General features: G+C 60.0%; 18 protein-coding genes and 1 tRNA gene. 15 read left to right on the forward strand and 4 right to left on the reverse strand.

Features of this window, described 5'->3' with window-relative positions; all coding sequences use genetic code 11:
• The first annotated feature begins 2 nt into the window (after positions 1–2).
• From FW756_RS07250 to FW756_RS07300, 11 genes are all read left to right on the forward strand, one after another.
• The gene (locus FW756_RS07250) at positions 3–443 is read left to right on the forward strand and encodes a hypothetical protein (RefSeq protein WP_446429486.1); all 441 of its coding nucleotides are present in this window, start codon (positions 3–5) and stop codon (positions 441–443) included.
• Positions 444–486: 43 nt separating this feature from the next.
• The gene (mtrA, locus tag FW756_RS07255; RefSeq protein WP_446429487.1) at positions 487–1,170 is read left to right on the forward strand and encodes an MtrAB system response regulator MtrA; all 684 of its coding nucleotides are present in this window, start codon (positions 487–489) and stop codon (positions 1,168–1,170) included.
• A gap of 10 nt (positions 1,171–1,180) precedes the next feature.
• The gene (gene mtrB / locus FW756_RS07260; protein WP_446429488.1) at positions 1,181–2,890 is read left to right on the forward strand and encodes an MtrAB system histidine kinase MtrB; all 1,710 of its coding nucleotides are present in this window, start codon (positions 1,181–1,183) and stop codon (positions 2,888–2,890) included.
• The gene (locus FW756_RS07265) at positions 2,887–4,557 is read left to right on the forward strand and encodes an LpqB family beta-propeller domain-containing protein (RefSeq protein WP_446429489.1); all 1,671 of its coding nucleotides are present in this window, start codon (positions 2,887–2,889) and stop codon (positions 4,555–4,557) included. The genes mtrB and FW756_RS07265 overlap by 4 nt, the downstream gene beginning before the upstream one ends.
• A 72-nt stretch (positions 4,558–4,629) precedes the next feature.
• Entirely contained in the window at positions 4,630–5,391 is a 762-nt protein-coding gene (locus tag FW756_RS07270; RefSeq protein ID WP_446429490.1) for a chlorite dismutase family protein, read from the forward strand.
• A gap of 714 nt (positions 5,392–6,105) precedes the next feature.
• Entirely contained in the window at positions 6,106–6,306 is a 201-nt protein-coding gene (locus FW756_RS07275; RefSeq protein ID WP_446429669.1) for a phosphoribosyltransferase family protein, read from the forward strand.
• 96 nt (positions 6,307–6,402) lie between these two features.
• Positions 6,403–7,035 (forward strand): ribosome hibernation-promoting factor, HPF/YfiA family, encoded by a 633-nt coding sequence (hpf, locus tag FW756_RS07280; RefSeq protein WP_446429491.1) that lies wholly within the window; start codon positions 6,403–6,405, stop codon positions 7,033–7,035.
• A gap of 228 nt (positions 7,036–7,263) precedes the next feature.
• Positions 7,264–9,993, forward strand: a complete 2,730-nt coding sequence (secA, locus tag FW756_RS07285; protein WP_446429492.1) for a preprotein translocase subunit SecA — start codon at positions 7,264–7,266, stop codon at positions 9,991–9,993.
• 60 nt (positions 9,994–10,053) lie between these two features.
• Complete coding sequence (locus FW756_RS07290; RefSeq protein WP_446429493.1) at positions 10,054–11,010, forward strand: DsbA family protein; 957 nt, start codon at positions 10,054–10,056, stop codon at positions 11,008–11,010.
• A 41-nt stretch (positions 11,011–11,051) separates the two neighbouring features.
• A tRNA-Thr gene (locus FW756_RS07295) sits at positions 11,052–11,127 on the forward strand.
• 217 nt (positions 11,128–11,344) lie between these two features.
• Positions 11,345–12,307 (forward strand): DMT family transporter, encoded by a 963-nt coding sequence (locus FW756_RS07300; RefSeq protein WP_446429494.1) that lies wholly within the window; start codon positions 11,345–11,347, stop codon positions 12,305–12,307.
• 53 nt (positions 12,308–12,360) lie between these two features.
• Here FW756_RS07300 and FW756_RS07305 read toward each other — a convergent pair whose 3' ends face one another.
• Both FW756_RS07305 and msrB read right to left on the reverse strand, forming a co-directional pair.
• Positions 12,361–12,951: a nitroreductase family protein gene (locus tag FW756_RS07305; RefSeq protein ID WP_446429495.1), complete on the reverse strand. Its 591-nt coding sequence runs from the start codon at positions 12,949–12,951 to the stop codon at positions 12,361–12,363.
• A 26-nt stretch (positions 12,952–12,977) separates the two neighbouring features.
• Positions 12,978–13,403, reverse strand: coding sequence for a peptide-methionine (R)-S-oxide reductase MsrB (gene msrB, locus FW756_RS07310; RefSeq protein WP_446429496.1), 426 nt, complete (start codon positions 13,401–13,403; stop codon positions 12,978–12,980).
• A gap of 165 nt (positions 13,404–13,568) precedes the next feature.
• On the opposite strand from msrB, the gene FW756_RS07315 reads away from it, so the two are divergent.
• Positions 13,569–18,617: an HtaA domain-containing protein gene (locus FW756_RS07315; RefSeq protein WP_446429670.1), complete on the forward strand. Its 5,049-nt coding sequence runs from the start codon at positions 13,569–13,571 to the stop codon at positions 18,615–18,617.
• A gap of 93 nt (positions 18,618–18,710) precedes the next feature.
• The gene (locus FW756_RS07320; RefSeq protein WP_446429497.1) at positions 18,711–19,619 is read left to right on the forward strand and encodes an HtaA domain-containing protein; all 909 of its coding nucleotides are present in this window, start codon (positions 18,711–18,713) and stop codon (positions 19,617–19,619) included.
• Between the two features lie 194 nt (positions 19,620–19,813).
• Here the strand turns inward: FW756_RS07320 and FW756_RS07325 are convergent, their stop codons facing one another.
• Both FW756_RS07325 and FW756_RS07330 read right to left on the reverse strand, forming a co-directional pair.
• The gene (locus FW756_RS07325; RefSeq protein ID WP_446429498.1) at positions 19,814–20,629 is read right to left on the reverse strand and encodes a heme ABC transporter ATP-binding protein; all 816 of its coding nucleotides are present in this window, start codon (positions 20,627–20,629) and stop codon (positions 19,814–19,816) included.
• Positions 20,630–21,703, reverse strand: a complete 1,074-nt coding sequence (locus FW756_RS07330; protein ID WP_446429499.1) for a FecCD family ABC transporter permease — start codon at positions 21,701–21,703, stop codon at positions 20,630–20,632.
• Positions 21,704–21,834: 131 nt separating this feature from the next.
• Between FW756_RS07330 and FW756_RS07335 the strand changes: the two genes are divergently transcribed.
• Positions 21,835–22,983, forward strand: a complete 1,149-nt coding sequence (locus FW756_RS07335) for a heme/hemin ABC transporter substrate-binding protein (RefSeq protein WP_446429500.1) — start codon at positions 21,835–21,837, stop codon at positions 22,981–22,983.
• 108 nt (positions 22,984–23,091) lie between these two features.
• Positions 23,092–23,724 (forward strand): LytR C-terminal domain-containing protein, encoded by a 633-nt coding sequence (locus FW756_RS07340; RefSeq protein ID WP_446429501.1) that lies wholly within the window; start codon positions 23,092–23,094, stop codon positions 23,722–23,724.
• Positions 23,725–23,767 lie beyond the last annotated feature (43 nt).

The raw sequence follows: 23,767 nt of genomic DNA on the forward strand, positions 1-23,767 counted from the left end.
CTATGACTCACCGGGATCGTTCGTCGCGAGGCGTTGCGCGTAGGCATGATCGGCGGCCGATTCGCTCGTCGATGGCTGGGCCGTCGATCCTGGACCCCGGGAATCGTGTCACGAAGTTTGAGCGTTGGGCACGCGCGGTCGTGGATTACCTGCAGGCAGAATTCGCTGACGACCTGCAAAACGTGCAGATCGGTTTTCAGACGGCCCCGCACCCTGATGTGCGCGGCGAGAATGAAAGCCAGATGCCGTTGTTCTACAACGTGAACCGTGCTGAACGCATGATTATTCTCTACCGAATGCCGATTCAGCGAGCGCGTGGCCTCCACGTTGATGATGAAGAACACCGCCGGTACTTCGTCGAGCACTGTGTCTATCGCGCGGTATGTGAGTATTTGGGCCGGGAACCATGGGAAGTCCTCCCTGGGCGATTTGAACACTTCTAACAGCTTGCCCCGATCCGCATCCGGTGACAGGCATAATGGTGACATGACTGCACGGATCCTGGTGGTTGATGATGACCGGGCCCTCTCTGAAATGCTGAGCATGGTGCTTCAGGGCGAGGGCTTCGCTATCGAGCACGCCTACGACGGCACCGAGGCGGTCGAGACGTTCCGAAAGGTTCGTCCCGACTTGGTGCTGCTCGATCTCATGCTGCCCGGTATGGACGGCATTGAGGTCTGCGAGGTCATTCGTGAGGACTCGGGCGTTCCGGTCATCATGCTGACTGCGCGCACCGATACACGTGATGTCGTGCGGGGGCTCGAAGCTGGCGCTGATGACTACGTCGTCAAACCGTTTAACCCTGCCGAGTTGGTTGCGCGCATTAAGGCCCGCCTGCGGGAAATGCCCGCGACCGTTGGTGAGCGTCTGCACATTGGTGACCTAGAAATCGATGTGACTGGTCACGAGGTGCGCCGTGGCGACCAGGTGATCTCGTTGACACCGCTTGAATTTGATCTGCTCGTGATCCTTGCGCGTACGCCGCAGCAGGTGTTCACACGTGAGGTCTTGCTTGAGCGCGTGTGGGGCTACCAGTACAAGGCAGACACCCGTCTCGTCAATGTGCACGTGCAGCGCCTCCGCGCAAAGATCGAGCCTGACCCTGACCGTCCCGTCATCGTGACGACGGTGCGTGGCGTCGGCTACCGCGCCGGCGCACGTTTCCAGTAAGGCTGAACACATGGCTCAGTCGGGGAAGCGGTCGCGCTTCAGCCGTGCGCTGCGTCGCGCGCGGCTGCGGTTCATACGCCTGGTTGAGCCTGTATTTGGGCCGCTGCGACGTCAGTGGGAACGTTCGCTCATGGTGCGAACCATGGCAACGACCGGTGTGCTCACGGGGCTCATCGTCATCGTCACTGGTGCGATCCTGCTTGCGAGCATCAGTACTGACCTGTACAGCTCACGCAAGAGCCAGTCACTCAACGATGCTGCGCGCGCGACACTTGCCGCGCAACGGTTCATTGACGCATACGATGCGGCGGATCGCGGCGGACTTTCCACGCTGTCAGCGTCCGTGCGTCGGACCGTGCAAGACACTTCGGCGAGCCAGATGATCTATGTGCGTCGTCAGCCAGGGCAGGCACCGTTCTTGGAGTCGCCGCAGGAATTCAACACCAACTCGGCGCTCATGGACGCGGTGACTCCCGAGCTCGCTGAATCGCTCAGTGAGGGCCAAGATCCGCAGTACGTGCAGCCGGTGACCTTCATTCATCAGGATGGCACGCAAGCCCCAGGTCTTGTGGTGGCATCGACGCTGGTCTTCCCTGCTGGTGCGGGAACGTATGACCTCTACATTGGGTACGATCTCTCAGATACCCAAGAGACGCTGGCGTTCGTGCAGCGCACGTTCTTGCTCGCAGCGGTTGGCATGATGCTGCTCATTGGTGCCCTGGTCTGGACGATGAGTCGAATTGTCTTCCGTCCGATCCGCCTCGCGGCCGAGGCGAGTAAGCGCGTCGCCGGTGGCGATATTGATGCCCGTATGCCGCGCCAGAACGACCACTACTTCGACCAGCTGTCGAAGAGCTTTAATGAGATGGCTGACACGATTCAAGCGCGTATTCGCGAGCTTGATGAACTGTCTGCGATGCAGCAGCGATTTGTGTCAGATGTCTCGCATGAGTTGCGTACTCCGCTCACGACGATCCGCCTCGCGAGTGCGGTGTTGCAGGCGCAGCGTGACAGCTTTGATCCGGCGCAACAGCGTGCGGTTGAGGTCATGGAGACGCAGCTGGAACGCTTTGAATCGCTGCTTGCAGACCTGCTCGAGATTTCCCGCTACGACGCAGGACACGTGACGCTCGAGCGTGAATCGACCAAGATTGTGCCGTTGGTGGAAGAGATCGCCGACCAGCTGCGTCCGCTGTCTTCGAGCCTCATTGAGGTGCGCCCCATCGGTGGCTACACGCCAATTGAGGTTGATGCGCGCAGGATCCGCCGTATTGTCTCGAACCTTATTGGCAACGCGATTGAGCACGGCGAGGGCAAGCCTGTGGTCATCACCGTGGACTCGAACGAGAGCGCAGTCGCAGTCACTGTTCGGGACTGGGGCGTTGGTATGTCTTCCGAAGCGCTCGAACACGTGTTTGACCGTTTCTGGCGCGCGGATCCCTCTCGCAAACGCACTCTCGGTGGCACGGGCCTTGGCCTCGCCATCGCACTTGAAGACGCGACTGCGCATCAGGGATCACTCGAAGCATGGTCAGCGCCGGGCGAGGGATCGAACTTCCGTCTTACCCTGCCTCGTTCGGAACGCAGCTCGGCAGGCGTCTCACCGCTCCCACTCGTGCCAGAGGATGCTGCAGCCGAGGGCACCGTGCAGGTGACTGGCAACTGGTTAAAACGCAAGCTTCGCCGTGTGGCCGGAATTGCGAAGGAGGACCGCGCATGACCCGCACCAGACGACTGGGTCTGCCAGCTGTGCTTGCGCTGTCTGCCGTTCTCGTGACGGGATGCACTGCGATTCCTACCCACGGACCAGTCGAGGTCGGACTCGACGATCTTGCGCAGGGCGAGCAGCAGGTGCAGTTCAACCCGTCTGGCCCGCTTGTTGGTTCGAGCCAGGAGAATCTTGTCCGTGGCTTCGTGCTTGCCGCAACGTCGAGCACCGATGATTACGCAGTTGCGCGCGAATTCCTCACACCTGATTACGCTCAGCAGTGGGATCCATACGCAGGCGTCATCATTGATGAAGGGACCCGACCCTTCCGCAAGGGCGCAAACGACACCGGACTCCTTTCGGTCTCACAAACCGCAGAGATCGATGAATCGGGCACCCTTTCTCCCTCACGACCGGGGCCAAGCATTGACATGCGCTTCGAGTTCGAGATGGTCGGAAATGAGTGGCGGATCGCCTCGGCACCAGCTGGCATCATCGTTGACCGCGCGAACTTCTCATCAATTTGGTCGGCGCATCAGCTGTACTTCTTAGATCGCAATGGACAGCTGGCTCCGGAGACCCGCTGGTTCCTCAACCGCGCTGCGTTGCCCACAGAAATCGTGACTGAACTTCTCGAAGGTCCGAGTAGCCTCTTCATCACTCAAGTGGCGAACGCGTTTCCTGCTGGTGCGCGGGTGCGCGGTGACTCCGTCGTGATCATCGATGGAATCGCACAGGTGGACCTCACCGGGTTTACTCCGCCGACCCATGCAGATGAACGGAAGATGCTTGACCAGCTACTCGCGAGCTTGCAAGCAGTGCCTGGATGCTCAGGTGTGCGGCTCTCCATTGACGGTGTGGTCATTGCTGAAGACCAAGAAACCGATCAGAAGTCAAAGCCACAGGCTCGCGGTAGACAGCTCATTGGCGCCCGTGAAGATGGCTTCGGCCCGATTTCGAATGGGGTCGTGCACCCCATGGCAAACCTGAGCGCTGCGATCACCGAGCTCGAACCAGATGCTGTCTCTCTCGGACGTAACGACGCGCTTGCCGCGGTGCGCCATGAGGGGGGAGTCAGCCTGGTTACACAGTCCGAAACGTCCATCATTGACAGCCGCGCGCAATTGCTCGAGCCGAGCATCGACGACTGGGACTGGGCATGGACAGTGGCAGCAGATGCCCCTTCCCTCGCACGCCTCACCTCAGACACGGGCGAACAAACCGATATGCGCCTGCCATGGCCCAATACCGGCGAGGTCGTAGCGGTACGGGTGGCGCCAGGTGGAAATCTCATTGCGGCGCTCATGCAAGACGGCTCGAACAGCGTTGTACTTGTCGCTGGAATAACGCGAGATGAAACGGGCCGGCCGATCGGGATTGCTGAGAAGGCCGTTGAAGCGCTCTGGACCTCCGGGGGTCCCATCGACCTCGACTGGATTGACCACACTCGTTTTGCGGTGCTCACAGGAACGAACAGTTCGACCTCAAAGGTGACCGTTGGTGGCGTTGGCGTGTTCTCATACGAGCAGGGAAGCGTGCCTGACGGAATCCAGATTTCCGGCAGTGGCGGTCGTGCACAGCTTCGCGTGCGTAGCGCGTCCGACTTCGTGTTCGCGCCCCAGGGCGGTGGTTGGCAGCGTGTAGAAACCGATGTGACGGCGCTCGCCACCAGAGGGTAGACACCAGAAATTCGCATGCTCGACTCATACGAGGGTCTTGCCATGGCTCCCAGAAGAGCGGAGTATGAGGATATGACTGAAACTCGAGGTGTCCCAGCCCATGCCGATGCACGCGTCGCTGGTGCGACCGATGCCGATGTCGTTGACCAGCAAGCCGGCCACTCTGCGGTCTTGTTTGCGACATTCCGACTGAGTTCTACTCATCCGATGGTCGTTGATGGCCGAGACGTTGCGAGCGTTGTTCGTGAGTTGGAAGACGTCGTCGAGATCGTTGAGAATGAGGGAGTCCAGCTGCACGGCTGGTACGACGTGAGTGGTTTGCGCAATGATGCGGACCTCATGGTCGTGCTGCACGGGCCGGCTGTCGAAGATCTGCAGTGGGGGTTGCGTGAGATCCGCCGCTCTGGACTCATCCGCCCGCTCATCAGAACCTGGAGTGCTGTTGGCCTCGCGAACGAGTCAGTAGCTTTTGATAGCGCGGCCCAGCCATGGCTGACCGTCTCCCCGGCTTCACCCGGACTCGTGGACTTCGCGGCGTTCGCAGAGTTCCTTGATTTCCCGGACTTCGACGAAGACGGAGCCGACGAGTCGACAACGTCTGCAGCAGACGATGACGATGCAGTGATGCTCGACGGCGATATCGTCGTGCACCAGTTCGCCGGATACGGACTCGGCGATTTCCCCTGGGTGCTGGCAATCGAGGCGGACTATCTTGAAGATCTCTCGAACGTCGTGGGTGAGCTGATGAGTGACAGTGATGGACTCCTGCTTGAAACACCGCGTGTGACGGGACGCCTCCTCGAAACCGCAGAGATCATCGAGGTGCTGCAGTAACTTCGGCCATCTGGCTGGTTTTCCACAGATGCCGAACGTGGAGTGCGGATCAGCTGTGCGCACCACCACAATCGGTGCATGCATGAACGACCCCTCTCACACGATCCGTTGCGTCGTGAACCCACTGGTGTCCTCCGAAGCGTTGTCAGGGAGGTCGCACAAGATTTACTCGCGGTGATCTGGCCTGCCCAGTGCGCCGGGTGTGGGCGCGCGGATAGGGAGGTCTGCGACTCCTGCGCGCAGGGCATTCGTGCCTGCGAGGTGGAGCTGACTGAAGTTGCAGGGCGGTGGCCCCTGTTGGTGTGTGGCCCCTACGAAGGTGTCGTGCGGGATCTGCTTGTGCGCTTCAAGCACGCTGACGAGTTTGGATTGCATCGAGTGTTGGGGGACAGACTCGGAGTGGGGCTTCGAGTCGCCCTGCGGATGGCTACCGCAACAGCCCCAAAGGTGACCGCGAGCGTGCGGGGCACGGCTAGCCCGGCAGCTGAAACGTGGCTTCCGCCGTTGATCGTGCCCGTGCCCTCGCGTCGTTCTCGAGTGCGGAGCCGCGGGTACGCTCACGTCGAGGTGCTCGTGAGGCGCGCACTTCGCAGCATACGACGTGACAGAGTGAACACTCTGCCGCACGATCGACTTTTTCGGGCCGTTGTTTACCGAGGACTCGTTGCTACCCGCGGCCGGACAGGTCAGGTGGGATTGACCTCCCAAGATCGCATGCGAAACGCGCGGCGGATCAAGGTGCCTGCTCGCTGCCAGCGAATATTGCGGGGGCGGCAGGTGGTGCTCGTAGACGACATTGTGACGACAACCGCCACAATTTCGGCGGCAGCAGAGGCCCTCATTGGCGCTGGGGCACAGGTCACTTGTGTTTTAGCTATGTGTCGAGCTGAGAGAAAGGACAGTGTCGAAAAATAGGGGTGGAAAACCGCAAAGTGAACCGAGTAAGGTTCCGGTAAGGCGTTACGGTGCGTCAAACCGAGGCACCCGCCTGAGCTATCACAGGAGGTCACCATGGACGTGCACATCCGAGGCAAGAACGTTGGCGTTACCGATCGTTTCGAGGAGTATGTGAACTCGAAATCGGAGAAGGTTGCCGGTCTGCTTCCGAAAGCGCAGGCATTTGAAGTTACTGTCTCACGGCTCAGTGATCGTAGTCCGAAGCAGGGCGACCGCGTTGAGGTCACCCTCGTCGGCCCAGGCCCGGTCATCCGTTCCGAGGCATCTGGTGGCGACAAGTACTCGGCATTCGACATCGCTTACGCGAAGGTTCTTGAGCGCATCCGCCGACTGAAGGACCGCCAGAATGACCGCCGAGGTCATGGTCGACTGTCGCTCGGTGATGCAGCTGCAGCAGATTTCGCCGGGGTCAGCTTGACGCCAGCTTCTGCAGAGGTGATCGACGCGGTTGCTACCGGTGCTGTGCCTGTTGCAGAGACCGAAGAAGAAGAGGCATACACACCTGTTGTTATCCGCTCGAAGGAGTTCCCTGCTGAGCAGCTGTCGGTTGACGCGGCGGTCGATCAGATGGAGCTCGTTGGGCACGACTTCTTCCTCTTCATTGAGGAGACCTCGGGTAAGCCTTCGGTGGTGTACCGCCGTAAAGGTTGGAACTACGGCGTCATCTCGCTGAGCGAAGAAGACTGACACTGTAAACCAGTAACCGAACGGGGTGGCGGATCTCAGGATCCGCCACCCCGTTCGTACTGTTCAGAGCTGCACGCGAAAATAATGCGTGAATTCTGGAGATTCAGTACAGCTTTCTCAGCTGCTAGCAACAGACCTGGTTGCTAAGCTGAAGGGAAGTTGTCACATTTTGGCAACGACGGTGCCGTGTAAAGGCGGATCATCGCTATTACCGTACAGGAGACACACGTGGCGACAGTTTTCGAGAAGATGCTTCGGATGGGCGAAGGCCGTGTGCTGAAAAAGCTTCAGCGCCAGGCAAAGCTCATCAACGATCTCGAATCCGGCATTCAGGAACTCACCGACGAGGAACTGAAGAGCGAGACGACTGAGTTCCGCGCGCGCTTGGAGGCAGGCGCGACGCTTGATGATCTGCTTCCCGAAGCGTTTGCGGTGGTTCGTGAGGCAGCGCGCCGAACGCTCGGCCTGCGTCACTTTGATGTGCAGCTGATCGGTGGCGCAAATCTGCACCTCGGCAACATCTCGGAGATGAAGACCGGTGAGGGTAAGACACTGGTCGCGACGCTCCCTGCATACCTCAACGCCCTCACGGGCAAGGGCGTGCACATCATTACCGTGAACGACTACCTCGCGACTTACCAGAGTGATCTCATGGGCCGCGTCTTCCGCGCACTTGGCATGACGACTGGCTGCATTATTGCGGGCCAAGATCCCACGGAGCGTCGTGAGCAGTACAACGCAGACATTACCTACGGTACAAACAACGAGTTTGGCTTTGATTACCTGCGCGACAACATGGCGAACACTGCCGCTGAGCGTGTACAGCGCGGCCACAACTTCGTCATCATCGATGAGGTCGACTCGATCCTGATCGATGAGGCACGTACCCCGCTCATCATCTCTGGTCCTTCGTCAGGCGAAGGAAACCGTTGGTTTGCTGAGTTCGCACGTATCGTGAAGACCCTTGAGCCGGGCGTTGACTACGAGGTTGACGAGAAGAAGCGCACCGTTGGTGTGCTTGAACCTGGCATTGAAAAGGTTGAAGACTACCTCGGCATTACCAACCTGTACGAGTCGGTGAACACCCCGCTGATTTCGTTCCTGAACAACTCGATCAAGGCACGCGCTCTCTTCACGCGTGACAAAGACTACGTTGTGCTCAACGGTGAGGTACTCATCGTTGACGAGCACACTGGTCGTATTCTGGCAGGTCGTCGATACAACGAAGGCATGCACCAGGCCATCGAGGCGAAGGAAGGTGTGCAGGTCAAGGCAGAGAACCAGATGCTTGCCACCGTGACCCTGCAGAACTACTTCCGCCTGTACGAGAAGATCTCGGGTATGACCGGTACGGCAGAGACCGAGGCCGGCGAGTTCATGTCGACGTACAAGCTCGGCGTCGTGCCTATTCCGACCAACCGTGCAATGCAGCGCAAGGACCAGCCCGACTTTGTCTTCAAGTCTGAAGAAGCAAAGTATGCAGCGGCCGTTGCAGACATTGCCGAACGCCATGAAGCAGGCCAGCCAGTACTCGTCGGTACCACGAGCGTCGAGAAGAGCGAGTACATCTCGCGCCTGCTCGCGAAGGCTGGTGTACGCCACGAGGTGCTGAACGCGAAGAACCACGCTCGTGAAGCTTCGATCATCGCGCAGGCAGGTCGCCTTGGCGGCGTGACAGTCGCAACCAACATGGCTGGTCGCGGTACTGACATCATGCTCGGTGGCAACGCCGAGTTCCTTGCTGTGCAGGAGATGACTGCGCGCGGATTCTCAACCGAGGAAGATCCCGAAGCATACGAAGAAGCTTGGGATGACGTCTTCGAAGCCGTGAAGGCGGCTGTTGCTGAAGAGGCTGAGAAGGTTACTGCTGCTGGTGGCCTGTACGTTCTCGGCACCGAGCGTCACGAATCGCGTCGTATCGATAACCAGCTGCGTGGCCGCTCCGGTCGTCAGGGCGATCCCGGTGAGAGCCGTTTCTACCTGTCGCTCGCAGACGACCTCATGCGCATGTTCAACTCTGGTGCAGCCGCTGCACTGATGGGTCGTGACGGATTCCCTGATGACCTCGCAATTGAGTCGAAGGTTGTCTCGCGCGCAATTCAGAGCGCACAGAGCCAGGTTGAGGCTCGCAACGCAGAGATCCGCAAGAACGTTCTGAAGTACGATGACGTCCTCGATCGTCAGCGTAAGTCGATCTACGGCGACCGCGCACAGATTCTTGACGGCGAAGACATTGCACAGCGCGTCACTCAGTTCCGTGAGCAGACGATTGATGCGATCGTCGATACCCACGGTGCCGATGGCAACTGGGACTTTGACGCGCTCTGGACTGACCTCAAGCAGCTGTACCCCATCGGCATCACCGCCGACGAGGTCCTTGCTGAGGCTGGTGGATCCGCGTCCCGAATCGATCGTGATTTCTTGGCGCGTGAGATCCGTTCAGATGCTGAAGTCGCATACAAGAATCGCGAAGACCAGCTCGGCAGCGAAGCGACTCGTGAGTTCGAGCGCCGAGTCGTGCTGACGACGATTGACCGCCGCTGGCGCGATCACCTCTACGAGATGGAATACCTCAAGGAGGGCATCGGCCTTCGTGCGATGGCACAGCGCGATCCGCTCGTTGAGTACCAGCGCGAGGGGTACTCGATGTTCGAGGGAATGATGGGCCAGATCAAGGAAGAAGCGACAGGCTTGCTCTTCAACCTTGAGGTGCAGGTGCGCCCCGCAACCGAGGATCACGACCACGTGCACCTCTCAGGTGGCGGCCTTGACGAGACCACCACTCCTGACGCATCGAAGCTGAGCTATAGCGCTCCGACTGAAGACGGTGACGCGAAGGTCAGCGGCGCAGGCGCCCCAGCTGAGAACGTTCAGGGCAGCCGCGGTGCATTCGGCCAGCAGACCGGTGCTGACGCAGGCTCAAATCGCGCACAGCGTCGCCAGCAGAAGAAGAAGTAACGACACCCCCATTAACCCGTAACTGCGGTCGCCAACGCGGTGCCCGCAGGGAGAAAAGATATGTCTGATACACAGAAGAAGCTCACGAAAAATGAGCGTCGCGAGCAGGCGCGCGAGCAGGCACGCAAGGCGCGCGCTGCTGAGAAGCGCCGTGAGAAGCGTTCACGTCTGTTCATCCAGGGCGGCGTTGTCGTCGGAATCATCGCGATTCTGGCAATCGTAGGCGTCGTGATCTCGACGAGTATGAAGCCTGCCGGACCCGGCCCAGAAAACATGGCCACCGGCGGCATCATCTTTGGCAAGGACCTTGAGGTCGTCAAGAGCAAGGCGATGCAGGACCCCACTTCGGAGCGTAAGGCGCCCGAGGTAGAGCGAAGCAAGCTGCCCATCGACATGACGATCTATGTCGACTACATGTGCCCTGCGTGTGGCGCATTCGAGGGACAGTACGGTTCAATTCTTGAGCAGTACGTCGGCAGTGGCGATGTGCAGCTGCAGGTATACCCCGTGACCTTCCTTGACCCGCAGTCGAGCGGCACCCGCTACTCAACTCGTGCGGCGAACCTCATGGGTTGTGTGGTTGAACAGCAGCCTGAATTCGCCTTCAAGCTCCACAACACACTGCTGAGCGAAGACGTCCAGCCGGCAGAGGGTTCGACCGGTCTCACTGACCAGGAACTCCTCGATGTGGCAAAGTCGGTTGGCGTAGATGCGACGTCTGAGCTGAAGAACTGCATGCAGGAACAGCGCTTCCGCGGATTCTTCGATGCGAACTACAGCACGCTGAGCGAGTACGGCGTTCCTGGCCTCGCCGATGGTGCGCGCCTCATCGGTAACCCGAGCACTGGTGAACTGCAGCCTGAGGGCAAGCAGGCCCTGGTCAGCACCCCCACGGTAATCGTGAATGGTCAGCAGTGGAGCCCGAACCGCGATGGTGATCTCGAGCAGTACATCCTGAAGCTCAAGAGCGAAATTGAGCAGCAGGCCGCGACAAATGAGACAGCGACCGCCGAATAGCACTATGCTGTCAGAGGGCGGTCATTGATCGCCCTCTGCACGCCGCCTTAGCTCATCTGGTAGAGCAGCGCCCTTGTAAAGCGCAGGTGGTCGGTTCGAGTCCGACAGGCGGCTCCATGAAACCCCCACTTCGGTGGGGGTTTCTGCGTGTGTGTGGGTCTTGCGTATTCGGCGACATGCCGATGCGCGCGAAACGTCATGAAAAGTTTTGCGGGAGAGCGGTCGGATGCACATGGTGTGCTTCGTGGCTGGTGGGTCTGGGAGTTTTCGGAAGCTCACGCTTTGCGCTCTGCCGGACTGCTTCTGTTCCCGGACGCGGCGGTAAACTACACGAATGAATAACGCGGCATCAGGGCGAAGGTCAGCACGCACGCCTGTGTGGGCCGCGCTGCTGTTGTCTGGCTTCGCGGGAATGCTCGTTGCCACACAGTCGCGCATGAATGGACAGCTGAGTGTTGAGATCGGCAACGGCTACGTCGCTGCGGCGATCTCATTTACGATCGGCCTGGTGATCGTTTCGGCAATTGTCGCCTGCTCGCCGAAGGGGCGACGTGGCATTGGCCGTGTCCGTAAAGAAATCACCACAGGTAGGCTTCCAGTTTGGGCCCTCTTTGGTGGCCTCGGCGGAGCGCTCTTCGTGCTCGGCCAGGGAACCATTACGCCGATCGTTGGTGTCGCGCTGTACACGATCGGAATTGTTGCAGGCCAGGTCATTGGTGGCCTCGTACTGGACACGACGGGCCTCGGCCCTGGCGGGCGCATGCGGACCTCTCCGACCCGTCTCACTGGCGCGACACTGGTGATTATCGCGGTTGCGATCACTGCGTTCGCCGATATACATGACTGGATTGGACTGCTCTGGTTGGTGCTGCCAATACTGTTCGGTGCGGCAGTGTCGATGCAATCAGTTGCGAACGGACTGGTGCGATCCGCCGCTCAGAGCGCCCTGACCGCCACGTTTGGAAACTTCATCGTCGGCGCTTCGACCCTCTGCGTTGCTGCGCTGGTGTCGGTGCTTCTCAACGGTCTTCCTGAAAGCTTGCCTGCGACGCCGTGGCTGTACTTTGGTGGCCCGATTGGCGTGCTCTTTATCGCGATTGCTGCGGCGCTCGTGCGAACGGCTGGGGTGCTCATGCTCAGCATGTCCAATGTCGCGGGACAGCTCGTGGCAGCAGTTGCGTTTGAGGTCTTTCTCCCGCTCTCAGCTGGTGTCACGGTATCTCTGTTGTGCGGGGCAGTGATTGCTTTGCTCGGCGTGGTGGTCGCGGCGCTGCCGAGCAAGCGGACCGCTGCGTAGACGCGAAACACTTCTGTGCGCTGAGCAACGCAGAGCTCAGCGCACAGAGCGCGTTACAGCGCAGTGAGCGCCCGGTCGAGGTCGAGCGGACGCCGGAACTTCGGACGAGCTTCCTCGCCAGGGATCCCTCCGATGTACAACCAGCCAAGAAGGTATTCCTCTGGCGCGAGTCTGTGCGCGCGGTGTACTGGCGCTGACCGAGTATGTGGCCCGCTCCGCCAGATTGATCCCCAACCTGCCTCGTGTAATGCGAGGCCGAGCAGGTGGGCTGCGCCGGAAGCCGCTGCCTCTTGTTCCCACAGGGGAGCCTTAGGGTGCGTGCGTGGACTCACCACAATCGCGAGAATGAGGGATGCTCGCTGTGCCTTCGACACAAACTTTGCGGTGTGAGCGAGCTCGCGATCGGCTGACATCGGAGTATCACGGGTTGCAGCGGCAGCCTCAGCGAGCGCGAATCCGAGGCCGTCTCGTGCATCGCCGCGCAGTTCGATAAAGCGCCACGGGCGCAGTGCAGCGTGGTCAGCAACCGAAGCGAGCGGCGCGATGAGTGTCTGGAGCTCGGTGGTCGTTGGTGCCTGTGGGGTCACCTTTGAGTATGATCGTCGGGCGCGGATCGCCTCAAGCGCTGGCTGCATACCAGTCATGTGTTCTTCTGTGGTGTGTGACGGGGTCACTCTGCCTCCGGGGTGAATGCCAGCGATACCGAGTTCATGCAATACCGATCACCGGTTGGGGTTCCAAAGCCATCGGGGAAGACATGGCCGAGGTGGGAGCCACAGTTCGCGCAGCGCACTTCCGTGCGCACCATGCCGAGGGAGCGGTCTTCGAGAAGCTCGACTGCTCCCTCGCGAATGCTCTCGTAGAAACTTGGCCAGCCGCAGCCCGAGTCAAACTTGGTTCCTGCGAGGAACAGTTCGTTGCCGCATGCCCTGCAGGTGTACAGGCCTGCGCGTTCTTCGTCGAGGAGTTCGCCGGTCCAGGCACGTTCGGTGCCACCCTTGCGAAGCACATCAAACTCGGTCGGTGAGAGCAGATTGCGCCACTCATCACTGCTGCGCTGTAGCGGGTAATCAGCTGATTCAATCGGCTTGCTCATGTGAATTCCTCCCCGTAATAATGCCTACAGTGTAGGCGAGATATCGCAATGTTTTGTCTTGAACGCGAAGCCTATGTGCTTGCCAACTTGCATCATCAGATGATATTCGTCAGACTAATAGATGGTTCAAGAGAGTAAGGGTAGCCTAACCACCCTCTGATCTTGATGTTCATCCGTCTGAATGCAGGGAGTTTCTTGCGCATGTTTGCCCGTCTCAAAGCGCGTGGTGCGGTCGCCGCGGTGCTTGTTTCAGCATTGGTGGCTGGAGGTGCCTTCCTCGGGGGAGGCGCAGCCTACGCAGCTACTCCCGAGTCCGTCGCAGTAAGCAACAGTGCCGAGACGCAGGAGGCAGCGGCAAACGCTGCTGACGGCGCAGAGACTGAGGCGAGCACAGACGCTTCTCGGCCTGCTGAAACCGGCGATGTCGCGGATCAGGGCGGCGGAGCCGCGCCGAGCGAAAGCGCTGGCGAGTCCTCTTCCGAGGAGACCGCAGCAGAAACCACCGATGAGGGCGCTGTAGACGAGAACACCGCACCTGTTGAAGAGCCAGCGGCTCCGGCAGAGGCGCGCAGCGCGAAGGCAGCTCTGCCGGCGTCGCTTGAGACGGTGCGCGAAAATGGCGGGCAGCTCAGCTGGAACTTCACTGACAGCTGGGTGAGCTACCTGAACGGCTTTGGCGGAACAATTACGCCGTATGGCGGTGCGACCGCCGGTGACAACGGGCTCATCAACTTCCCTGAGGCTGCATCGACCGCATATGACGCTCAGGCTGGCACGGGCGTCATCGCCTACACCGGCGGTGTCGAATGGGACAACCCGAAGCACGGCTTCACCATCGCGATGCAGAACCTGCAGATGAAGGTTGCGGCTGACGGATCCGCGACCCTGAGTGCAGAGACCAGCAAGACTGACACCGATGGTGCGGCGGCAATTGAACGCGTGGAAATCGCGACAGTCGCGGCACTTGGTACCGCAACCGATGAGTCTGACATGCGCACATGGTCGGGCGTCGCAGCGAACTTCGTCACTGGTCTGAAGCCCGCAGGGCTCTCCAAGTACGATGGCAAGACTGCATCGCCAATCACACTTTCGACTTCGGTTCCGGCCGCTCCTGAAACCGTGTGGAATCCTGCCATTCAGGTGTTCCTTGGCGATTCGAAGACGCCGCTCGCAGCTGGTGCGAAGGTGAACAAGGGCGATGTCCTGACGATTAAGGGCACCGGCTTCGACCCCGCGTCGAACGTCGGCGGCTACGGAATGCCGATTCCGAGCACGCTGTCGCAGGGTGCGTACGTTGTCTTCGGCAAGTTCGCCGATACTTGGCGTCCTTCAGAGGGCGCCAAGGGCGCCGCGCGCGCAGCTGGTCCACAGGGCTGGGTGCTGCCCGAGTCTGTCGTTAATCAGGTTGATGCAAAGTACCAGGACACGATCCGCGGCCAGTGGGTACAGCTCGCTGACGACGGTTCATGGACTGCGAAGCTGACCCTTGCTGATCCGGCAAAGGCTGGAACTATCACCAGCGGTGATTATGGCGTGTACACCTACGGTGCTGGCGGCGTTGTCAATGCGTCGCAGGAGCTCAAGCTTGCACTTGACTACGCTGACTCGGCGCGCACGTTTACACCTGAGATGCAGGTGTTCCTTGGCGATTCGAAGAAGCCGCTCGCGGCTGGTGCGAAGGTGAACAAGGGTGATGTCCTGACGATTAAGGGCACCGGTTTTGACCCCGCGTCGAACGTCGGTGGTTACGGAATGCCGATTCCGAGCACGCTGTCGCAGGGTGCGTACGTTGTCTTCGGCAAGTTCGCCGATACTTGGCGTCCTTCAGAGGGCGCAAAGGGCGCTGCACGTGCCGCTGGTCCGCAGGGCTGGGTGCTGCCCGAGTCTGTTGTTAATCAGGTTGACGCGAAGTACCAGGACACGATTCGTGCGCAGTGGATTGAACTCGCGGCCGATGGCTCGTGGACAGCGAAGCTGACCCTTGCTGATCCTGCAAAGGCTGGAACCATCGCCAGCGGTGACTACGGTGTGTACACCTATGGCGCCGGCGGCGTGGTCAACGCCTCACAGGAGCTCAAGCTTGCACTTGACTACACCGATGAGCAGCGAGTCTTTACTCCTGAAATCCAGGTATTCCTTGGCGATTCGAAGAAGCCGCTCGCCGCAGGCACGAAGGTCTACAAGGATGATGTCCTGACGATCAAGGGCACCGGCTTCGATCCGGCGTCAAACGTCGGTGGCTACGGAATGCCGATTCCGAGCACGCTGTCGCAGGGTGCGTACGTTGTCTTCGGTAAGTTCGCCGATACTTGGCGTCCGTCAGAGGGCGCAAAGGGCGCTGCACGTGCTGCTGGTCCGCAGGGCTGGGTGCTCCCTGAATCTGTCGTGGATCAGGTCGATGAGAAGTACCAGGACACGATTCGTGCGCAGTGGGTTGAACTCGCGGCCGATGGTTCATGGACTGCGAAGCTGACGCTTGCTGATCCTGCAAAGGCTGGAACCATCGTTAACGGTGACTACGGTGTATACACGTACGGTGCCGGTGGCGTGGTGAATGCGTCGCAGGAGCTCAAGCTTGGTCTCGACTACGTGAATGATGTGCGCCAGTCCGGTCCGTCACTGCAGGTATTTGTTGGTGATTCAAAGACTCCGCTCAAGAAGAACGCGACTGTTTACAAGGGCGACGTACTCACCATTAAGGGAGCCGGTTTCGACCCAGAAGCAAACGTTGGTGGTCGTGGCATGCCCGTGCCGAAGCATCTTCCACAGGGCAGCTACGTCGTATTTGGCAAGTTCGCACCAAACTGGAAGCCCTCTGCCGACGTTGCATCAAGTCAGCGCGTGGTGAGCTCGCAGGGCTGGGTGCTGACAGAGTCAGTGCTCAACCAGGTTGACCCCAAGTTCCAGGGAACAATTCGTGATCAGTGGGTGCCGTTCGCTGAGGATGGCACTTGGGAAGCCAAGCTGACTGTCAGTGATTCCGAAAAGGCAGCAGCACTGCTCGACGGGCGCTACGGCGTGTACACCTATGCAGCTGGTGGCATGAAGAATGCTGAGGAAGAGCTTGAACTCAACCTGCGGTATGTCGACAGCGAGCGCCCCGAGGGCACCATGGGTGACCCTGAGATCCGCGTCTACAAGGCAGACGGCGTGACCTTGCTGGGCAACAGTGAGGTGCACGAGGGCGACAAGCTTGTCGTCAAGGGCAGCGGCTTCGACCCATACGCGAATCTCGGTGGCATTGGCCAGCCGATTCCTGCAGACAAGCCGCAGGGCACGTTCGTTGTCTTCGGTAGCTTCGCTGACAAGTGGCAGCCCTCGCAGGGTGCGACATCTGCTGAACGTACTTGGAACAAGGAAAGCCGCGCATGGTTGCTTGCGAAGGACACCCTCGAGCACGACGTTCCGGATGAACACCGCGCCTTGATCGAGCAGCAGTGGGCTGAACTCGACCCGATCACTGGCTCGTTCACCGCAACGATTACCGTGAAGCAGCCTGAGAAGGCACTTGCGAACGGCAAGTACGGCATCTACACCTACGCAGGTGGCGTGAACACCGAGAACAAGCATCAGGAGCTTCGTAGCCTGGTCAACTTTACGGGAAAGCCTGAACAACCCAAGCCGCAGCCAAAGACTGGTGGCCTGCAGTGGGGTGTCAAGGGCAGCTTCGTGAACTACATCGAGAACCAGTCAGGCGATGGCAAGGTCACACTGGGCGGTAGCGCCAAGCGCAACGGCGATGTATTCAGCTTTGTTCAGCAGAAGGGTGGCACCTGGAACGCCGATAAAGCAACCGGCGAGGCTCGCTACTCGGGAAGCGTCACGTTCTCTGCGCACAAGGGTGAGCTCTTCTTGCTCGTGCAGGACCCCATCATTACGGTGAAGAACGAGACAACCGCCGTCATGACCGCGGTAACGCTCGATGATAAGGGCAAAGAGACACGAATTCCGTTTGTCGATATCGCGCTTCCCAAGAAGACAGTTGACGACAGTGGCTCGGTGACTTGGACTGACGCGAAGACTACGCTGCGCGCAGAAGCAGTCGGTGTCTTCCAGCAGTACAAGGCAGGCGAAGCGCTCGACCCCGTGACCTTTACAGTCGGTAAAGCATCTGAAACGGTCGAGCCGACGAAGCCTGTCGTAAAGCCGACAAAGCCGACTCCGAAGCCGAAGCCGAAGCCCATCGTGGTTCCCACTGGTACCGAGAAGCAGCCCGGCTCCCTGACCTGGGGTATCTCAAGCGGATTCGCTGGGTACACGACCGGCAAGATCGCAAAGGGTGCCGTCACCTCTGACGGTGTCGGACGGAGCGGTGGGGCGTACGTCTTCCCGCAGGCTTCGAGCAGCTGGAACACTGCCTCGCAGACCGGTACCGTGCAGTTCTCGGGCGTCGTGACCTTCACCGGCCACAAGGGCGCAATGGTTGAGACCTTCAGCAACCCAGTGATCACGGTGAACAGTGCATCATCGGGAACATTGAACGCTGGCGGTCGCACCTTCTCGTTGGACCTCGGCTCCGCAAGCAAGGTGGTCGGGGCAAACGGTGAAGTCACCTGGAACGGCGTCTCTGTCGGTGGCGCGATCTCCGGTGGTGGCTCTGCCGGCGGCGGCAGCGGCGCAGGCTCCTTCTCGGCCGATCCGCTCTCGTTCACGGTAGGCGCAGCAAACTCAGCCAACTACGGTTCGACTGAGCAAACTGCACCGAGCACGAAGCGTACGGCGGCAGATACTCCACCCGCTACGACCGGCATCAAGCTCATCACTGATAAGAAGAAGCTGATTCCGGGCGCAGAGATCGAGTTTGAAGCGACTGGCTTTGAACCCAACGAGCGTGACATTCTCGTGGTGCTCTACTCGGATCCGATCGTCCTTGATGATGCAGCAGGCGCTGATGAGAACGGCGTTGTCCGTTGGATCGGCAACTTGCCAAAGGACCTGAAGCCGGGCGAACACACGCTCACCCTGCAGGGCAGCAAGAATGCCGGTGTGGTGATGACGGTATTGAGTAAGGAAGAAGCGAAGGCGAAAGCCAAGGCAGAGCTCACCGCAGAACCCATGACAGCGCAGAGTGGTATGTCTGCGAAGGCAGAGTCCGGTAACCTCGCGGATACCGGCAGCCAGCTTTGGATCTGGTGGACTGCAGCGATTGTGCTGCTCGTCCTCGCGGTCATCGGTGCAGCACTCGTTGTGCGCCAGCGCCGAACCATCGAGTAACACCAACACCGCAGAGGGGCCTGTTCACGATCATGTGGGCAGGCCCCAACTGTTCGATACGATTTGTGTGACCGTCTGGAAGGACTGATCCTGATGAACGAAAACCCCACCGCACTGCGTCGCGCAACCGCGACCGGCACGAAGCTTGCAGTCGCGGCCGCAATCGCAGGAGGCGCACTTGCTGCACCTACAATGGCGACGGCAGCGCCGCTATCGGCTCATGAAGGGCACGAAGCAACCGCTGCCACCACCTGCACGGTTGCATCAGCTGACCTGCACTGGGGCGTGAAGTCACGCTTCCGCGCATACATCAGCGGCACGATTGCGAACGGTGAGTGGACCGTCAGCGACGACATGAAGTATGAAACTCCCGATTTCATTTGGAACAAGTCTGTCGGTGCGTTCCCAGCTGGTTTCGCCGACGGTCTCATCAGTTTCACCGGCGCGGTGCACTTCACCGGACACGAGGGTGCCCTGCAGTTTGACCTTGCGGACCCCGTCATCGAATTTGAGGGCGCAGATACCGCGTACCTCGCATTGAAGATCGGTGCGACCGATACCGGTGACGCGAGCGCGGTGCAGACGACCTCGATGCGTGTTGCAAAGATGGATCTCACCACCTCGCTCTCGGCAGAAGGCACCGAGCTCAAGATTGATGGCGCGCTCCCACGCCTCACCGCAGAGGGCGCTGCTGCCTTCAACGGCGAATACGGTTCGTACGTGGCGGGTGAAGAGCTCGACCCGATCAACCTCACGGCAACCGTCACCGGCTGTGAGCTCGGCGCTGTCGTCGCAGAAGAAAAGCCAGCTGAGCCGGCTGACGACGCCAAGCCGGAGGTCGTAGCAACCAAAGAAGACGAGCAGCAGATCCCCTGGATCCCCATTGTCATTGGCGGCATTGCGCTCATCGTGATTGGTGTCACCGGTGGCATGCTCATTGGCGGCCGCAAGAAGAAGCCTGCGCAGGAAACACCTGCACAGGACGAGACAGCGGCAGAGTAATTTCACAGCACAGCGGCCGAATCCGGGATACCGGGTTCGGCCGCTGTGTGTTTCCCTGCGGACATTGTGAGGCGGATCCCGGACGCTCGCAGCAGAGCAGAGCAGAGCAGAGCAGAGCAGAGCAGAGCTGATCCGCGCCCCAAATTGTGGGCCGAGGCGCAGGACATTGCCTGGTCTGTACAGCGAGAGACGAACTAGCCGCGCAGCGGCAGCACGATCCCCTTGCCCGTCACAGGATGCGTGATGACCTCAACCGGAGTCTCATAGACGTCGGTGAGGATCTCAGAGGTGAGAATCTGCTCGGGGGTATCGCACGCAACGATCTTGCCCTTGCGCAGTAGTGCGATGCGATCTGAATATGCCGCGGCAAGGTTCAAATCGTGCAGCACGACGATGACCGCGTCGCCCGCCTGCGCGCGCTCGCGGGCGAGGCTGAGCACGGCTTCCTGATGCTTGAGATCAAGCGCCGCAGTCGGCTCGTCGAGCATGAGCATTCCCGTGCGACCAGCGATCACTCGTGCGAATGCGGTGCGGGCACGCTCGCCGCCGGAGAGCGACGGCACGCGGCGACTCCCGAGGTGTGAAATATCAGCGGCAGCGATGCCCTCGGCGATCGCCTCGTTGTCCTCGTCCTCAAGATCGGTGCGGCGCCAGGGCGCACGGCCCATCTCGACAACCTGATGAACGGTAAACGGGAAGAGCAACTGATTGTCCTGCAAAAGCACACCACGGCGGCGGGACAGGTCAAGGAGAGACCAGTCAGAGATCTCCTTGCCGTGGAACTTCACCTTGCCTTCGTCAGGCTCCATGTCGCCAGAAAGTAGGCTCAGCAGAGTCGACTTACCGGCACCATTCGGGCCGAGCAGCGAGAGTACCTCGCCAGCGCGAAGCTCAATGTTGACGCTGTCGAGAAGGCGACGTCCACCGCGAATCAGTGTGACGTTCTCTGTCGCGCAGATAACGGTACCTGCTGAGATGCGCTCTGGGAGTGCGTGATGTCGGGCAGCCATTTATCCCCACCCTCCATTCCGCTTGCGGGTTCGTCGCAGGAGCCAGAAGAAGAAGGGGCCGCCGACGATGGCAGTGAGCAAACCGATCGGTAGCTCGGCCATGGGCACGATTGTGCGGGCTGCGAGATCCGCCACCGTCATCAGCAGCGCGCCACCGAGTGCAGACGCGGTCACGAGCGGCAGGTGAGCTGGGCCGATGAGTCCGCGCATAAAGTGCGGAACAACGAGGCCAACAAACGAAATGATGCCGGCGAAGGCAACCGAAGCGCCAACGAGCAGCGACACCACGAAAATCATGAGAATGCGCAACAGTTCAACGTTCACGCCGAGGTGACGAGCGTTGCGTTCACCGAGCGCGAGAAGGTCGAGCTTGCGAGCCGAGAAATATGCGGCGAGCATGCCGACCAAAATGATGGGCGTGATCACTAGGACCTGTGACCAGCGGCTGCCCTGGAAACTTCCGAGCTGCCAGAACACGATCTGTTCACGAGACTGCGTATCACCGAGGAAGGTGAGGAGCGCGATGCCCGCGCCACCAATCGCGTTCACCGCGATACCGGTGAGTACGAGCGTGACCACCTCGGTGCGACCGTCGGCACGGCTCATTGCATACACGGTAAACGTCGCAGCAAGACCTGCCAGGAACGCGAGGATCGCAGTGGTCCACTCGCCAAAGATGGTGAGGCCGAAGACGATGGAGAGGCCAGCGCCGACAGCTGCACCAGAGGAAATACCGATGACACCGGGTTCAGCGAGCGGGTTGCCGAAGATCGCCTGCATGATGAGGCCTGAGACAGAGAGGCCGATGCCCACCAGCATGGCCATTGCGATACGCGGGAAACGGATGCCCCACAGCGTCGCGTCACCCGTCGGGTGCGAGGGCATCGGGAGAATGTCGATGCCAACTTTGTGCAGCACAGAACCGAGCACCTCGCTCGGCGGAATTGCGAGCTGACCGGTGCCTGCAGAGACCAACACCGCGACGATAAGACCCACCGACAGCAGTGTGAAGAGTGTGGTGGTGCGCAGCGCGTGACGCGATACAGCTGGGCTGTCGGACGGCTTCTTTCGCACGAACGTCGCTTTCTAGACCAGAGCGGAGTGGCTGCAAAGGAGCCGATGACAAACAGAAGTTCCAGGGGAACTCTCATTTCATCATATCTTTTAAAGGTTAGGCTTGCTGAGTTGTCCATCGGAAGGGGATCATGTCCACCACAACCGCTGTTCGTCGACGTATTGTCGGTCCGCTCGCGATCGTTGCTGCGCTGACCCTTGGGCTCACCGGCTGCCAGGTGGGTACTGAGCCCGGAACCACCGATGCAAACGTGCACGAAAAAGTTGAGCTTCCTCCGATCAGCTCGTTGACACCATTGGCGGATCCCACCGCATATGTCGGCCCGACCAGCGTCGTGGTGTCAGGCCCAGAAATGGAGCCGCTGAGCGATACTCCTGAGCCTGTTCTGCCCGCCACGGTCGTTTCGAAGGACCGCGGCGGCGACAAGGAAGTTACCGTCACCGATGACTCGCGGATCATCGCGCTCTCACAAACCGGTGAAATCGCTGAGATCATCTACACGTTTGGCCTGGGGGACAACCTCGTTGGGCGTGATGTCTCAACTGAGTTCCCAGGTTCGGAAGACCTTCCGCTTGTCACCAAGGGTGGCCATGAGATCGACGCAGAGACGATCATGAGCCTGAACCCGACCGTCATCATTACTGATGGCTCAATCGGACCGCTCGACGTGCTGTTGCAGCTGCGCGACCTCGGGGTCCCAGTCGTAATGGTTGACCGTGCGGTTGATCCAGAGACTTCATTCAATGCCTCGAAGCAGATCGCGGCCGCGCTGGGTATTCCCTCGGTGGCGGATCAGGTCAACGAACAGCTGGCTACCCAGATTGCAGCAAAGGAAGCCGAGATCGAGCAGCTCGTTCCAGCAGATGAGGAGAAGCGCCCTCGCGTCGCCTTCCTCTACGTGCGTGGTACGGCCGGTATCTACTACCTCTTCGGTGAGGGGTCGGGTGCAGACTCGCTCATCAACTCGGTTGATGCGCTTGATGTTGCGCAGGAGGTCGGCCTGAAGGGTGAAAAGCCCATGACCGATGAAGCGCTTGTCGCGCTGGACCCAGACGTGATTCTCGTGATGACCAAGGGGCTTGAAAGTGCTGACGGGGTGGAAGGACTGCTGAAGGCGCAGCCGAGCATCGCGCAGACCGCTGCAGGCCGAAACAAGCGCATCATTGATATTGATGACACGCAGATGTTCTCGTATACGCAGCGCGCCAACGTCATCGACGGGCTTGCTCGTGCACTGTACGCGCCTGAGTCGCTTGCCGGAATCGGTGGGAACAAGTAACCACTCGGGAGTTCAAGGTGCTTCAGCTGCGTGCTCGCAGTTGAGCAAGGTACGCTGAATGTACTAGGCGGGTCTCCCGCCAGCTATAACCGTGCGATGGGAGAACCCGTGTCAAGCAGTACCGAGGAGAAGCAGGCTCCGAAGCGTGGCCGCCAGGATTACCCGGCTGACCGCTTTGACGTGCTGGAACCCTCGGGTCGTGTCGGCGCGCACCGGGTGAACCCGCGTCCGCGATACGTGTGGCAAGTGCTGATTGCTTGCGTGCTTGGTGTTGCCGTTTTGACTACGGCCGGGGTGCTCTGGCTGACCATCGGTACGGGGTCGTCCAGTTCAGTGGTTGAGAAGGCTCGTAATAACGCCGCTGAGTCGACACAGACGGTGACCGGCAAACTTGATCCAGAAGCTACCGTCGCAATTCTTGAAGGCACTGCGAACGACGGCCAGCTTGCCGCGGCCGTTGATACTGCGATCCGCACTGAAAAGCTCGGCACCGTCACCGCGGCGATGCCTGCGAACACCAACGACATCAAGATTTCGGCTGTCTTCTATACAGACCCCGCCGACGAAGCTGCAGCCATTGGCCTCGGTAAGGAGCTCGGAGGTATCGCGGCATACCGAAACGAAGCTTACGCAGAGTACGAGTCGCAACTGGTCGTGTTGCTCGGAGCTGACTACAAGGGCCCTGGCGCAGACACCGTGCCGCCGGTCGCTGGTGAAGCAGCGAAGACCCCAGCAAGCTAAGTCTGGTTGTTCGCTGCCCGCGAGCGGGATTTCTTGCACTCGA

Source organism: Leucobacter sp. 1207-22 (assembly GCF_052850455.1).

What these genes read in the sequence shown, in the direction of transcription:
- FW756_RS07325 (WP_446429498.1), bottom strand. Translation starts at nt 20,629, where the DNA reads ATGGCTGCCCGACATCACGCACTCCCAGAGCGCATCTCAGCAGGTACC.
- mtrA (WP_446429487.1), top strand. Translation starts at nt 487, where the DNA reads ATGACTGCACGGATCCTGGTGGTTGATGATGACCGGGCCCTCTCTGAA.
- FW756_RS07315 (WP_446429670.1), top strand. Translation starts at nt 13,569, where the DNA reads ATGTTCATCCGTCTGAATGCAGGGAGTTTCTTGCGCATGTTTGCCCGT.
- FW756_RS07335 (WP_446429500.1), top strand. Translation starts at nt 21,835, where the DNA reads ATGTCCACCACAACCGCTGTTCGTCGACGTATTGTCGGTCCGCTCGCG.
- FW756_RS07270 (WP_446429490.1), top strand. Translation starts at nt 4,630, where the DNA reads ATGACTGAAACTCGAGGTGTCCCAGCCCATGCCGATGCACGCGTCGCT.
- msrB (WP_446429496.1), bottom strand. Translation starts at nt 13,403, where the DNA reads ATGAGCAAGCCGATTGAATCAGCTGATTACCCGCTACAGCGCAGCAGT.
- hpf (WP_446429491.1), top strand. Translation starts at nt 6,403, where the DNA reads ATGGACGTGCACATCCGAGGCAAGAACGTTGGCGTTACCGATCGTTTC.
- FW756_RS07290 (WP_446429493.1), top strand. Translation starts at nt 10,054, where the DNA reads ATGTCTGATACACAGAAGAAGCTCACGAAAAATGAGCGTCGCGAGCAG.
- FW756_RS07250 (WP_446429486.1), top strand. Translation starts at nt 3, where the DNA reads ATGACTCACCGGGATCGTTCGTCGCGAGGCGTTGCGCGTAGGCATGAT.
- mtrB (WP_446429488.1), top strand. Translation starts at nt 1,181, where the DNA reads ATGGCTCAGTCGGGGAAGCGGTCGCGCTTCAGCCGTGCGCTGCGTCGC.
- FW756_RS07305 (WP_446429495.1), bottom strand. Translation starts at nt 12,951, where the DNA reads ATGACTGGTATGCAGCCAGCGCTTGAGGCGATCCGCGCCCGACGATCA.
- FW756_RS07300 (WP_446429494.1), top strand. Translation starts at nt 11,345, where the DNA reads ATGAATAACGCGGCATCAGGGCGAAGGTCAGCACGCACGCCTGTGTGG.
- FW756_RS07265 (WP_446429489.1), top strand. Translation starts at nt 2,887, where the DNA reads ATGACCCGCACCAGACGACTGGGTCTGCCAGCTGTGCTTGCGCTGTCT.
- FW756_RS07275 (WP_446429669.1), top strand. Translation starts at nt 6,106, where the DNA reads ATGCGAAACGCGCGGCGGATCAAGGTGCCTGCTCGCTGCCAGCGAATA.
- FW756_RS07320 (WP_446429497.1), top strand. Translation starts at nt 18,711, where the DNA reads ATGAACGAAAACCCCACCGCACTGCGTCGCGCAACCGCGACCGGCACG.